This window comes from Micromonospora sp. CNZ309 (assembly GCF_002846525.1).
On sequence record NZ_PJNG01000001.1, the window covers coordinates 4,941,890 to 4,955,050 of the forward strand.

Genomic DNA, 13,161 nt, shown 5'->3' on the forward strand with positions numbered 1-13,161 from the left:
TCCTATGACCCACAGTGCGACGCGCCCGACTTCGATCAGCGACCATCTGTGAGCGGCGTATTGCTTTCGGTAGAGTATGGACGTTGATCGTCGGCGATGGCCTGGAGTTGGGGGGTGCCGGGATGAGTCGACGGGGCGGGCGGTGGACGCAGGTCACGCTGCGCCTCGGGCTCCTGCTCGGCGGGGTTGTCGCGGTGTGGGGCGTCCACGAGGCCGCCACCACTGCGGTCGCCTACGCCGCCGACCGCCCGTCGGCCGTGCCGGTGGACGCCGCGGTCGACATGCTCACCGGCGTCCTTCGCCCGATCCTCACGACGACACCACCGCCGGCACCGGAAGTGCCCACCGACGAGCCGGCCCGCCGCACCACGCCGGGCGGATCCGGCCTTCACCCAGCACCGGGCCGTCCGCCAGCCCGGCCAACGAGCCGGCCAGCGAGCCGGCCAGCGAACCAAGATCACCCCACCGCCGGCTCACGCGTCCAGGTCGGCACGCCGAAGTTCCCCGTCGACGGCGCCCGCCGCCCGGCCGCCCGGCCCCGCGGCGAGACGTCGCTGACACCGGTAAGTGATGTTCTCCGTCCGGTCACAGGGCCGGTCCGCACTACGGTAATCACCCCCGTGAGCAAAGAGGTACGACCGATCACCAGCCCGGTGCAGGTCGGCGTGCTCGCCCCGGCAGCTGACGTCCTCAGCCCGGTGGCCCAGCCGCTCGCCCCGATCTTCTCCCCCGTCTGGCGAGGGCTGGAACCGGTGCTCGAGCCGCTAGACCCCGTGCTCGAAACCCTCGACCCGGTGACGGACCCCTTAGACCCGCCTAACGGCCCGCCGGCCACACCACTGCCCACGCCGGCACTACCCGCGTCGCCAGCGAGCGGCACGGTTGGCGGCAGCGCGAACGGTGCCGGCCCGGGCTGCTGCACGGGGCCCGGCACCGAAGCAGTCAGCGAAGCGGCCCGATCCGATTCGAGTTACGCCCCGATGGACTGGCATTCGGCGAAGCTGTCGTCCCCGCAGCGCCTCGCCCGATCAGACAGGCCGCACCTGCCTCCGCCCAACGCCGATTCCACGCCAGCCACGCCGGCCCCCGGCACCAGCGGATCCGGCTCGCCCAGCACCGTTCACGGGGACCCGGCCGACGCCCTGACATCGGTATGGACGCCCAGCCTGGCCGAGCATCGCTGCCACCCGACCGGCAGCCACGCAATCGCGTCCCACTCGTCCCGCCCGGGCACCCGACCCGCCTGACCAGCGAGCCGATCCGTGCCGTCCTCGCGACACCGGCAACCCTCCGCGCACCCGTATGCCTGACGGCCCGCGCCGGCCCGCGGCGGTCCCGCGACGACGCCGGCAACCTCCCTGACGTGCCCGATCACCTGGTGACCAGGAGCTACACATGAACGTGAGCATGCCCATCGTCCGCGCCCGGTGGTGCGACATCGGCCGGATCGCCGATCTTGTCACCGAGACCCTGTCCCCCACCGCCCTCGGCGCCTGGCTCGTCCCCGACGAGCAACGCCGGCCGACCATCCTCGCCGCAGTGGCCCGGATCTGGACCGAACACGCACTGCTCTTCGGCGACGCCTTCCTGCTCGCAGACGGCACGGCCGCCACCATCTGGTTCCACCGCTACCGACCCATCCCGCCCCCCGCCCGGTATACCGACCGCCTCGCCGACGCCTGCGGCACACATCAGAATGCGTTCCTCCAGTTCGACCAGGCACTCGCCGCGCGCCGTCCCACTGGAGCACACAACCACCTGGCGCTGCTCGCCGCGCCCGATCCAGCGGACTCGAACCGCGCCGCAGCGGTCCTCGCTGCAGCGCAGCGCCGTATGGACACGCTGAGCCTGCCCACCTACGCCGAGGTCTTCACCGACACCGACCGCGACCTGTTCCAACGGCACGGCTACACCCACCGGGACACCTTCCCTGTCGGCGGCCACACCACCACACACACAATGTGGCGGTTATCGCCGTTCTGGACCGACCGGTCCAGCCGCAACACCCGCCCACCCCTACCGCATCCGCTCGTCCCACCCCGCAACAACCCGCCAACCCGGTGGGCGCTGCGCTGATCCACCCAACCTGGCCGGGGCTGTCACCGTCGCCCCGGCCAGCGGGGCGGAGCCGCTCCTACACGCCGGGTTCAGGCAACCGTCGTCGAGTTCCACCTCGACACCGTGCTTCCGGCACCTCCATACGGCCACCACCGTGCAGGTTCTCCGGGCACCAGCAGTGGCATTCGGTCGCTGAACCTCAGCTCGTCAGTGCCGAAGATCGACCTTTGAAACTGGGTGCCAGCCCTGAGGACTGCGGTCATGATCGACAAATTGTTTCGGCCTTGCCGCGGCCCGCCAGCAAGGGCGCGCGTCGCCAGACCCTCGCCCGCCGCGCCACCCCCATTTCATTGACAGAATGTCCCGCCTAATTACACGAGGAGTTACACCCATTTCATGGGCGGCGTTCGATGAGATCAAACCCGCACGATCCGGCGCTTACGACGCACGTCGCTGGCTGTCGTCTGCGCTGCCCTGATGTCCTTCGGTGCACTGCCGGCCGGCCGCCGTCCAGGCGCCCCGGCCTGCGTTATTGTCCGATACGCCGTCCGGCTACTTTGCCCCCTACCCGGGGCGTGGGCTTCCCCCTGAGATGTGGACACCCTGAGACTGGATGTTGGTCCAGAGGAAGGGGTGTCCCCGTTGGGGCGTCCATCGAAGTACACAGAAGAGTTCCGGCGTGACGCGGTCGACCTGGTCCGCTCGTCGCAGCGGCCTATCAATCAGGTGGCCCGTGAGCTAGGGATGAGTCACGAGACGTTGCGGAACTGGGTCCGCGCCGCCGAACGCCAGAGCGGGATCGCCGCGACCGCCTCGGGTGGGGACGGGTTGTCGGTGGCGGACAAGGACGCCGAGATCGCCCGCCTGCGGCGTGAGGTCGCGGAGTTGCGGCAGGAGAAGGAGATCCTGCGCAAGGCAGCCGCCTATTTCGCGAAGGAGATGGATCGGTGACCAGCCGCTTCCGGTTCATCTCCACCCACCGTGCCGCCTTCGGCGTCAAGCGGCTGTGCCGGGTCCTGGCGGTCTCCCGCTCCGGGTTCTACCGCTGGACCGCCAGCGAGCCCGCCCGGCAGGCTCGCGCCGCCGACGAGGACGCCCTCGCCGAACAGATCAAGGTCATCCACGCCGGCTCGGGCGACACCTACGGATCCCCGCGGGTGACCGTCGAGCTGCACGATCAGGGCGTGCGCGTCAACCGCAAGCGGGTGGAGCGGATCATGCGCCAACGTGACGTGGTGGGCCGGCACCTGCGCCGCCGCAAACGCACCACCATCCCCGACCCGGCCGCCCCACCAGTGCCGGACCTGATCGGCCGGGACTTCACCGCCACCGCACCGGACCAGCGATGGTGCGGCGACATCACCTACCTACGCGTCGGCGCCGGCTGGCTCTATCTGGCCACGGTCATCGACATCGCCACCCGACGGCTGATCGGCTGGTCGATCAACACCCACATGCGCGCGGAACTGGTCATCGACGCCCTCGACGCGGCGGTCGCCGCCCGCGGCGGCCGGGTCGACGGGGTGATCTTCCACTCGGACAGGGGCGCCCAATACGGCAGCGGCGACTTCGCCGACGCCTGCCAACAGCACGGCATCCGCCGCTCGACGGGGCGGATCGGCTCGTCGTACGACAACGCCCTGGCCGAGTCGTTCTTCGCCACCCTGAAGCGGGAACTCGACGTCGACCGCCGACACTGGACATCCGAGACCGACGCCCGCCGTGACGTGTTCCGCTGGATCGCCTTCTACAACCACCGACGACGCCACTCCGCGCTGGGCTACCTCAGCCCCGCCAATTACGAACAGGCTCTCGCACCGACTACGCTGCATCAGATCGCGGCATAACCCGGTGTCCACATCCCGGGGGGAACCTCAGCGACGTCGCTTCACAGGCAGAGTCAGGGGAACAACAAAGCGACCTCTGCACGTGCCGGCAGGCCGTTGATGACCGGCACCCCTCAGATTGGGCGGAGGTGCGGTGAAGGTCCGTCAGGCGCTAAGGCGTATTTCAGAAGTCGTGGTGGCCGATGAAGGTCCCGGCGTGGCGGTGATCGACAACTGAAGAGGTCTCCGGTATCTGGTTCTGCGACCAAGCAAGAACTTCATACCGGAGACCTCGTGGCCACCTTAGCGGTGACGAGGCGGCACGACCTCACCGACGCTCAGTGGCAGCGGCTCGCCGCACTGCTGCCTGCCGCATCGGTGATGGGTCGTCCGCCGAAGTGGGAGAAACGGCAGCTCATCGACGGGATCCGGTGGCGGATCCGGATCGGGTCGCCCTGGCGTGACGTCCCGGCCGAGTACGGACCCTGGCAGACGCTCTATGGCCTGTTCCGTCGCTGGCAGCGCGATGGAACCTGGGACAAGATCCTGGCCATGTCACAGGCGGCCGGCGATGCGGACGGCCGGATCACCTGGACGGTCAGCGTGGACTCGATGACCAGCCGCGCCCACCAACACGCCGCCGGCGCCCGCAGAGACGGCCATCTGCAGAAAGAGCCACCCGGCGGCGTGCACGACGAACCCGCCGATCACGCCCTCGGGCGATCTCGCGGCGGTCTGACCACCAAGACGCATCTGGCCTGTGAGCAGGGACAGAAAGGTCCTATCGATGGTCGTGACCGCCGGGCATCGCGGTGACAGCCCCCAGTTCATCCCGGTCCTGCGCCGGATCAAGGTGACCCGTCTCGGGGTGGGCCGGCCCCGCACCTGTCCCGACCTGGTCCTGGCCGACAAGGCCTACACCAGCTGCGGTAACCGCGCCTACCTGCGCAAAGTGGCATCAAGGCGTGCATCCCCAGCAAGAAAGACCAGGACGCCCACCGCAAAGCCAAGGGCAGCCGCGGTGGACGCCCGCCCAAGTTCGACCCAGACCTCTACCGGATGCGACACGCCGTCGAGAACGGCATCAACAGGCTCAAGCGCCACCGTGTCGTGGCCACCCGGTACGACTGTTGGCCGTCCGGTTCCAGGCCATCCTAACCATCACCATCATCTGCGAATGGCTCTGACCGGACTTATGAAACACGCCTTAGAACTCCTAACGAAATGATGTTGGGCGTGTCCTCGGGACGTGAGGATCGTTCTGTCTGAACGCGAGGAGGGGTGAGCAGCCGCCGTGGATCGTCTCGGACGAACTCTGGGCCGAGATCGCACCGCTGCTGCCACCCCGTCCACCCCGGCGGCACCGCTACCCGGGACGCAAGCCCCTCGACGATCGCAAGGTGTTATGCGGGATCCTGTTCGTGCTCTACACCGCGATCCCGTGGGAGTACCTGCCCCAAGAGCTCGGGTTCGGCTCGGGCATGACCTGCTGGCGCAGGTTGCGGGACTGGAACGACGCCGGCGTCTGGCAACGACTGCATGAGGTCCTGCTCGGCAGACTGCGGGCCACCGGGCAGTTGGACATGTCCCGGGCGGTGATCGACGGCTCCCACGTCCGGGCGCTCAAGGGCGGCCCAAAACCGGTCCGAGCCCGGTCGACCGCCGCAAGCCAGGCTCGAAACACCACGTCATCACCGACGCGGGCGGCATCCCCCTCGCCGCGACCCTGACCGGCGGCAACCGCCACGACGTCACCCAACTGCTGCCCCTGGTCGACAAGATCCCACGGATCAAAGGCATCCGCGGCAGGCCACGGCAACGACCCGACCGGATCTACGCCGACCGGGGCTACGACTTCGACTGCTACCGCCGTGAGCTACGCACGCGCGGCATCACACCCGTCATCGCCCGACGTGGAGTCGGCCACAGCTCCGGCCTCGGCACCCGCCGCTGGGTCGTGGAGCAGACCATCGCCCTGCTGCACTGGTTCCGCCGCCTGCGGATCCGCTGGGAGATCCGCGACGACATCCACGAAGCGTTCCTCACCCTCGCCTGCGCCATCGTCTGCTGGCGCCGACTCCAACGCTCAAAGAGTTAGGAGTTCTTAGTACTCCAGCCGCACCTGATGAAGTCGGAGTCGTCGCTGGTAGTGGGCTGTTCGGGCGCGGCACTGGTGTCGGCGTCGCCATCGTGACCATCGATGGATGTGGTCGAACGGTCGGGCGGCGGTGATCAGGTGTGCCAGCAGACGTCGGACCTCGCCGAGGGTGTAAGGAATGAGGCCGTCATCGGATTCAGCGCCCCCTTTTGGCTTGCGCAGCGGTGACGGCGAGGTAGGCGTGGGCGCACAGAATGTGGCTTATGTGGTCGCGACCCGCCGCAACGACGACATGATCACCACCACGATGGGCATCGTCCGCGCGGACGAGCTGATCGCCGCCCTGCCGGCTCGGGCGTGGTGCCGGCTGTCCGCCGGCGCCGGGGCCCACGGCCCCCGCGAGTACTGGTGGGCGCGGGTGCCGGTGCGCATCGGCTGGCAGCCCCGGACGGGGGCACTGGCTGCTCGCCCGGCGCAGCATCGCCACCGGCGAGGTCGCCTACTACGTCTGTTACGGGCCCCGCCGCACCCGCCTGGTCGACCTGACCCGCATCGCCGGTGCCCGATGGGCGATCGAGGAGTGCTTTCAACAGGCCAAGAACGAAGCCGGCCTCGACGAATACCAGGTCCGCGACTGGCGAGCCTGGTACCCCACATCACACTGTCCATGGCCGCCCACGCCTGGCTCTCCGTCGCCCGATCCCTGACTACAAAAGGGGATCCAGTCCCGGCGACGGCATGATGATCGGCTACACCGTACCGGAGATCCGAAGACTGCTCACCGCACCTGTAGTGCGATCAACTCACCCGCCAGAGCGCGTCTGGGCTTGGTCGCGCTGGCGCCGACGACGCCAACACCAAGCCCGAACCTGCCACTACCGACGACGCGGCTACCCCTGACCAACTGCCGTTGCAGTACTAATGCTACAGCGGGGTTCTGGGTGGGGCGCGGCGTGCGGGGCGTCTGGTGGCGGCTGGGGCGAGGGCGGGTCGGTCTGGGTTGCCGGTCTCGCCGTGCCATGTGGCCAGCCGGCCGGCGCGGGCCACCGCGCGCAGCCGGCGTTCGGCGGCGTCACGCACGAGCGGTGTGGTCACCACGAGGAGCTGGTCGTGGGCACGGAGACGGGTGTCCGGGTCGGGCACAAACGCTGTGCCGTCCCGCACGATCAGCGTGACCGCCGCTGGTGGTGGCAGCCGCAATTCCCTGATGTAGACACCCCGCATGCGCGATGTGTCGTCGATGGTGAGATGTAGCAGGTCGGCGGCGATGGCGTCCAACGGCGCGGACTCGACCTGTAGTTCCGGTCCGACGCTCGCTGGACTGAGGTGCAGCCGCCGGGCGAGCCACGGCAGCGCGGGCGCCTGGAGAATCGTGAAGACCACGACGAGTACGAAGACGATGTTGAAGAGCTGGTCGCTGCCGGCGACTCCGGCGACGACGGGGATCGTCGCAAGCACGATCGGCACGGCGCCGCGCAGGCCTGCCCAAGACAGCAGTACCTGCTCGCGCGGCGGGATGCGGAACGGTAGCAGGGTGAGCAGCACCGACACCGGCCGGGCGACCAGCAGCAGCACCGACCCGACGGCCAAGGCCGGTAGGATCGCCGCCGGCAGCTCGCGGGGGGTGGCCAGCAGACCCAGCATGACGAACAGGCCGATCTGCGCGATCCAGCCGAGGCCTTCCGCGACCGAGAGGGTGGCGCGGCGGTGCGCCAGCCGGGCGTTGCCAAGAATGAGCGCGGCGAGGTAGGCGGCGAGGAACCCACTGGCCTGTGCGACCCCGGCGGCGGCAAAGGCGAGGATGCCGCAGGCGAACGTGGCGATGGGATACAGGCCCGAGGCGGGCAGCGTGAGCCGGCGCAGGAACCACACACCGGCGGTGCCGACCAGGGCACCGATCGCTCCGCCGGCGGCGAGCTGGTACAGCATCTGACCGAGCAGCGGCAATGGCCCCGCCGCGTCCAGTGTGGTGGCGCTGAACGCGAGAACGAGAATGACCGTGGGCGCGTCGTTCAGACCTGACTCGGCCTCGACAAGGCCTGCCAGCCGTCGAGGCAGCGGCAGCGTCCGCAGCACGGAAAAGACCGCCGCCGCGTCGGTAGACGAGACGACCGCACCCAGCAGCAGCGCCAACTGCCAGGACACGCCAAGCAGCAGGTGCGCGCCGAAGGCGGTGATTCCGACGCTCACCAGGACACCGACGGTGGCCAGGGCGGCCGCCGGAGCCAGCACCGGACGGATGTCGGCGAACCGGGTGGTCAGGCCACCCTCGACCAAGATCACCGCCAACGCCGCCGTGCCGAGGGCCTGGGCGAGCGCGGCGTCATCGAACCGCAACCCTAGGCCGTTCTCCCCGAGTAGCAAACCCACCCCGAGGTACGCCAGCAGCACCGGCAATCCGACCCGGGTCGCCACCCGGGCAGCCGTCACGCTGAGCAGCGTGATCCCGGCACCGGCCACCAGCAGCAGATAGACCTGGTTCAACGTCATCCGCTGCTCCCGGCCTCCGGCCGTGACCACCCGGCCACCTGACTCCAGCAGCGACCCATTTGCGCTGTCCACCCTTTACCGAGCCCCTGGCAGGACCCGTGCAACTCCATCTCAAGCTGGGCGATCCGCCGCTTCGTTGCGGTCAGTTCCTCTTTCTCCGCACTGCTCAGCCCTGGCAGTAGACCACGATCGATGCGGTCTTGCCGCTGCCAGGTGTAGATCGACTGGCCGTTGATGCCCAGGTCCCTGGCCACGTCGGTCACCGACCGGCCGGACTCGATCAGGTCCAACACCTTGCGCTTGAACTCCGGTGGGTAGCCCCGTCGCCCCATGCCACTCTCCTCAACATCGAGTGACACAAGATCTGCCCTTCCCCTCGTAGCGTGGAGGCCAGAGCTTGAGGGATAGAGGTTCATGGCTGAGACGAGACGCCAGTTCGATCCGGAGTTCCGGGCGGGCGCGGTGCGCATCGTGCGCGAGACGGGCAAGTCAATCGCTCAGGTCGCCCGCGACCTGGGGATCAACAGCGGGACCCTGGCGAACTGGGTGAAGAGGGACCGCGAGACTCGCGGTGAGGCCGCTGCTGGGCAGCTGGCAGAGGACGAGCGGGCGGAGCTGGCACGGTTGCGGCGGGAGAACGCGGAGCTGGCGATGGAGCGTGATGTCCTCAAGCGATCCGTGGTCCTGTGGGTCAAGGAAGCGACGGGCCGGTGAGCGTGGCCGCCTTCATCGCTTCCCAGAGGACCGAGCACGACGTGCCGCACGCGCTAGCCTGCCGGGCCCTGGGGGTGTCCGAGTCATGGTTCTACAAGTGGCGTGACCGGCCGCCAACGCGCCGCGATGACCGGCGTGCTCGATTGTCGGCCGCGGTCCAGAAGGTGTTCGACGACTCGGGTGGCACCTACGGCAGCCCGCGCATCGGCATCGAGCTGCGCGAGTCCGGCTGGCAGGTCTCCGACAACACGATCGCGCAGCTCATGGCCGAGCTGGGCTTGGCCGCCCGGGTCAAGCGCCGCCGGCGGGGCCTGACCCGCCAAGGTAAGCGTCCGGCCGCACCGGACCTCATCAAGCGGGTGTTCACCGCGCCGGCGCCGGATGTCGCCTGGTGCGGCGACATGACCGAGATCCGCACCGACGAGGGCAAGCTCTACCTGGCCACCGTCATCGACCTGTACTCCCGTCGCATCCTCGGCTACGCGATGGGCGCCCATCACGACGCCGGGCTGGTCGTCGCCGCGCTGAACATGGCCGCCGTCACCCGCGGCGGCTGCGTGGACGGGGTGATCTTCCACAGCGACAGGGGCAGCGAGTACACCTCGGCCGACTTCGACCGGGCCTGTGCCCGGTGGAAGGTACGCCAGTCGATGGGCCGGGTCGGGTCGTGCTTCGACAACGCCGTCGCCGAGGCCACCTTCTCCACCATCAAGGTCGAGTACGTCCACCGCCGTCACTTCCGTACCCGTACCGAGGCACGCCTGAAGATCGCCACCTGGATCACCGACTTCTACAACCGGCGCCGCCGGCACTCCGTCTGCGACTGGCGATCCCCCATCGACTACGAACGATCAGAGACCCGCGCCCTGGAGGCCCAGGCCGCATAACGGAGCCCTCCACGATTCCAGGGGATTGACACGAGCGCAACTATCGAACCCAAGGCGGATTGGACCACGCCGGCGAGGACTCCAGCCCCCACGGCGGCACTCAGCCTCAACGCCACCGACGGTCGGCCTCGAGACGTCACAACACAACGACGAAGTACCCGAAATGCACTCGCGATGGACATAACTTTCTTCCTACTCTGCAGGGCCATGGCCTTGGCGCAGTACCGTGCGAGGACGTGCGGACCTCGGCAGCGCGACGACTACCCCTCCCGCCGGCGGGTAAGCCGCCCGACCGGCCGGGGGAGGAGGCGACGTGGGGCGTGGGTTCGTGAACTGGTCCGGCAGCCTGTCGTTCACCCCCGCCGAGTACGCCGAGCCCGCGGACGAGGACGAGGTGCGGGCGCTGGTGCGGCGCGCCCGCGAGAGCGGCACCACCCTGCGGCCGGTGGGCTCCGGGCACTCGTCGAGCCCACTGGTGCGCACCGACGGGATCCTCGCCAGCCTCGACCGGCTCGCCGGGGTGATCACCGACGACGGGCGGCTCGCCACGGTCCGCGCCGGCACCAGGCTCAGGGCGCTCGGCGAGGGCCTCTACGACGCCGGCCTGGCGATGGACAACCTCGGGGACGTCGACTACCAGTCGATCGCCGGCGCGACCGCCACCGGCACCCACGGCACCGGCCTCGGCTTCGGCAACCTCTCCACCCAGGTCGCCGGCGTCCGGCTGGTCACCGGCACCGGCGACACGCTGGACGTCGACGCCGAGCACAACCCGGAGCTCCTGCCGGCGGCCCGCCTCTCCCTGGGCGCCCTCGGCGTCCTCACCCGGGTCACGCTGACCGTGCAACCCCGCTACCAACTGCACCGCCGGTCCTGGTGCGCGCCCGTCGCCTGGACCCTGGACCACCTGGCCGAGTTGCAGCACACCAACCGCAACATGGACTTCTACTGGTATCCCCGCAGCGACCTGACCCAGGTCCGGGTCATGAACCGGGTCGACCAGACACCGGACGAGCGGGTGTGGCACGCGCCACGGGTACCGGGCTCGGCGGCCGCGGACGAACCCCGCGAGGTCCACGTGGCCCCCACCCACCGGGCCATCCCCCGCCACCGGGAGCTGCGGTTCGAGGAGATCGAGTACATGCTGCCGGTGGAGGCGTTCCCGGCGTGCTTCGCGGAGGTGCGGCGACGGATCCGGCAACGGCACCGCCGGGTGGCCGGCTGGCGGGTGCTGGTGCGCAGCATCGCCGCCGACGACATCTGGCTCAGCAACGCCTACGGCCGCCCGACCGCGACCATCGCCTGCCTGCAGAACACCACCCTGCCGTACGAGGAGTACTTCCGGGACATGGAGGCGGTCTTCCGGCAGTACGGCGGCCGGCCGCACTGGGGCAAGAAGCACTGGCTGACCGCCCGCGAGCTGCGTCCGCTCTATCCCCGCTGGGACGACTTCCAGGCGTTGCGGCGCCGACTGGACCCGGACGGGGTGTTCCTCGCCCCGGACCTGGCCCGGCTGCTCGAGGAGGCGTGATGGCGCAAATCGGTGCCCGGACGTGGGTCGTCCCGGGCGGGCACGTGCCGTTCCCCGGTCACGGCCCCGAACCGGAGTTCACCAGCTTCGACCAGCTGTGCGTGCTCAACGCCACCGACCAGGAGACCGAGATCAGTCTGGAGGTCTACTACGAGGACGCCGAACCCGTCGGACCGTACCGGATCCTGGTCGGCGCGCGCCGGATCCGCCACGTACGGGTCAACGACCTGATCGACCCGGAGGCCATCCGCCTCGACCGCCCCTACGGCTGCCTGCTGCGCTCACCGGTGCCGGTGGTGGTGCAGTTCCTGCGCCAGGACACCCGGCTGCCCGGCGTCGTCGCGCTGACCGGCGTCATGGCCCATCCCGCCTGACGTTCGGCGACCGGCGAACCGGGTACCCGCGCCCATGGCGCTCTCACAGTGCAAGCCGGCGGCGGCGAAGGCGGATTCCCGGCTGCGCCAGCAATGCCAGGAGATCTACCGACGGTTGCAGACGTACTTCATCCTTGCGGTGCAGGCTGGCCTGGCCGCCGCGCTGGCGTGGCTGGCGGCCAGGATGTTGCTGGGAAACGAGGATTCAACCTTCGCCCCCGCCGCCGCGGTCGGTGTGATCGCTGCCGCCATCGGCAACCACGCCCGGCGCGCCGTCGAACTCGTCGCCGGGGTGGGGCTTGGGATCCTCGTGGGTGATCTGCTGATCGGCCTGCTGGGGACCGGAGCATGGCAGACCGGCGCCATCGTCTTCGTGGCGATCGCCGTGGCAGCAGCGGTGCGCGGCACCGGCGCCCTGATGGCCCAGGCCGGCGGTACGGGCGTGCTGATCGCCACCGTCACCCCGAACAACCCCGACCTTGAACTGCCCCGGACGCTCAACGCGCTGATCGGGGGAGCGATCGGGCTGCTGGTCGTGCTCGTCATCGTGCCCCTCAACCCGTTGCGTACGCTGCGGCGCGTCGCCGACCCCGCGCTCGACACCTTCGCCAAACAAATGACCGCCACGGCGCGAGCGCTGGCCGACGGTGACGCCCGCGCCGCCGAAGAACTGCTCGACGAGATGCGCGACGCGGAGCCGGAACTCGACCGGCTCGACGAGGTCATCATCGCCGCCGACGAGGTGGCCCGGCACTCACCGCTACGCTGGCGCCGCCGCCGGGTACTGGCGGCCTACAGCCAGGGCGTCGAGCACATGGAACGGGCGTTCCGCAACAGCCGCGCCCTGGTGCGCCGGATCGGCACCGCCCTGCGCGACGACGAACCGGTGCCGCCCGACCTGCCCGCCGCCATCGAACTGTACGGCGAGGCGGTCCGGATGCTGCACCGCGAATACCTCGCCGTCGAGGAGCCGGTGGGCGCACGGGAGCGGGTGCTGGCAGCGGTGCGGGAAGCCGGCAAGGCATGCCGCCAGGACATCGGCTTCTCCGGCACCATCGTCGTATCCCAACTACGGACCATCGCCAACGACCTGCTCCGCGCCACCGGCGTCCCACGCAACGAGGCACGCCGGATGGTGCGGCGGGCCGCCGCCGGCTACGGGTGACCCTGCCACCCCGACTAC

At 69.6% G+C, this 13,161-nt stretch carries 11 protein-coding genes and 2 pseudogenes; 11 read left to right on the plus strand and 2 right to left on the minus strand.

Going from position 1 to position 13,161, the window contains the following annotated elements; translation table 11 throughout:
• Nucleotides 1-83: 83 nt before the first annotated feature.
• The 6 genes and pseudogenes from CLT72_RS31615 to CLT72_RS32950 all read left to right on the plus strand — a co-directional run.
• Entirely contained in the window at nt 84-1,247 is a 1,164-nt protein-coding gene (locus tag CLT72_RS31615) for a hypothetical protein (RefSeq protein ID WP_144082288.1), read from the plus strand.
• Between the two features lie 148 nt (nt 1,248-1,395).
• Nucleotides 1,396-2,076 (plus strand): hypothetical protein, encoded by a 681-nt coding sequence (locus CLT72_RS20765; protein WP_101413217.1) that lies wholly within the window; start codon nt 1,396-1,398, stop codon nt 2,074-2,076.
• A gap of 624 nt (nt 2,077-2,700) precedes the next feature.
• Nucleotides 2,701-3,905, plus strand: a protein-coding gene (locus CLT72_RS20775; protein ID WP_486484205.1) for an IS3 family transposase whose coding sequence is annotated in 2 segments (ribosomal slippage) — nt 2,701-2,935 and nt 2,935-3,905 — 1,206 coding nt in all. Because the reading frame shifts where the segments join, the coding sequence is not laid out codon by codon here.
• 273 nt (nt 3,906-4,178) lie between these two features.
• Nucleotides 4,179-5,071: pseudogene (locus tag CLT72_RS20780) on the plus strand (IS5 family transposase).
• A gap of 111 nt (nt 5,072-5,182) precedes the next feature.
• A protein-coding gene (locus CLT72_RS20785) for an IS5 family transposase (protein ID WP_486484385.1) occupies nt 5,183-5,982 on the plus strand; the annotation gives its coding sequence in 2 pieces (ribosomal slippage) (nt 5,183-5,519 and nt 5,519-5,982; 801 coding nt in all).
• Between the two features lie 250 nt (nt 5,983-6,232).
• Nucleotides 6,233-6,724 (plus strand): annotated as a pseudogene (locus tag CLT72_RS32950) (IS701 family transposase); the annotation flags it as partial.
• Nucleotides 6,725-6,906: 182 nt separating this feature from the next.
• Here CLT72_RS32950 and CLT72_RS20800 read toward each other — a convergent pair.
• Both CLT72_RS20800 and CLT72_RS20805 read right to left on the minus strand, forming a co-directional pair.
• Nucleotides 6,907-8,472 carry a potassium/proton antiporter gene (locus CLT72_RS20800; protein ID WP_101413219.1) on the minus strand — a complete coding sequence of 522 codons (1,566 nt, stop codon included), beginning with the start codon at nt 8,470-8,472 and terminating at the stop codon, nt 6,907-6,909.
• On the minus strand, nt 8,469-8,804 hold the full coding sequence (locus CLT72_RS20805; RefSeq protein ID WP_158242049.1) for a transposase: 336 nt from the start codon (nt 8,802-8,804) through the stop codon (nt 8,469-8,471). The genes CLT72_RS20800 and CLT72_RS20805 overlap by 4 nt, the downstream gene beginning before the upstream one ends.
• A gap of 82 nt (nt 8,805-8,886) precedes the next feature.
• Between CLT72_RS20805 and CLT72_RS20810 the strand changes: the two genes are divergently transcribed.
• From CLT72_RS20810 to CLT72_RS20830, 5 genes are all read left to right on the plus strand, one after another.
• Nucleotides 8,887-9,186: a transposase gene (locus tag CLT72_RS20810; protein ID WP_088981155.1), complete on the plus strand. Its 300-nt coding sequence runs from the start codon at nt 8,887-8,889 to the stop codon at nt 9,184-9,186.
• On the plus strand, nt 9,183-10,073 hold the full coding sequence (locus tag CLT72_RS20815) for an IS3 family transposase (RefSeq protein WP_101409310.1): 891 nt from the start codon (nt 9,183-9,185) through the stop codon (nt 10,071-10,073). Before CLT72_RS20810 ends, CLT72_RS20815 begins: the two co-directional genes overlap by 4 nt.
• A 313-nt stretch (nt 10,074-10,386) precedes the next feature.
• On the plus strand, nt 10,387-11,604 hold the full coding sequence (locus CLT72_RS20820) for a D-arabinono-1,4-lactone oxidase (protein WP_101413220.1): 1,218 nt from the start codon (nt 10,387-10,389) through the stop codon (nt 11,602-11,604).
• Nucleotides 11,604-11,978 (plus strand): sensory rhodopsin transducer, encoded by a 375-nt coding sequence (locus CLT72_RS20825; protein WP_250100351.1) that lies wholly within the window; start codon nt 11,604-11,606, stop codon nt 11,976-11,978. Before CLT72_RS20820 ends, CLT72_RS20825 begins: the two co-directional genes overlap by 1 nt.
• Before the next feature lie 34 nt (nt 11,979-12,012).
• Nucleotides 12,013-13,143 (plus strand): FUSC family protein, encoded by a 1,131-nt coding sequence (locus tag CLT72_RS20830; protein ID WP_101413222.1) that lies wholly within the window; start codon nt 12,013-12,015, stop codon nt 13,141-13,143.
• Nucleotides 13,144-13,161: the final 18 nt, after the last annotated feature.

Coding starts and splice junctions, on each gene's coding strand:
- CLT72_RS20765 (WP_101413217.1), top strand. CDS start 1,396: ATGAACGTGAGCATGCCCATCGTCCGCGCCCGGTGGTGCGACATCGGC.
- CLT72_RS20800 (WP_101413219.1), bottom strand. CDS start 8,472: ATGACGTTGAACCAGGTCTATCTGCTGCTGGTGGCCGGTGCCGGGATC.
- CLT72_RS20805 (WP_158242049.1), bottom strand. CDS start 8,804: ATGGGGCGACGGGGCTACCCACCGGAGTTCAAGCGCAAGGTGTTGGAC.
- CLT72_RS20810 (WP_088981155.1), top strand. CDS start 8,887: ATGGCTGAGACGAGACGCCAGTTCGATCCGGAGTTCCGGGCGGGCGCG.
- CLT72_RS20825 (WP_250100351.1), top strand. CDS start 11,604: ATGGCGCAAATCGGTGCCCGGACGTGGGTCGTCCCGGGCGGGCACGTG.
- CLT72_RS20830 (WP_101413222.1), top strand. CDS start 12,013: ATGGCGCTCTCACAGTGCAAGCCGGCGGCGGCGAAGGCGGATTCCCGG.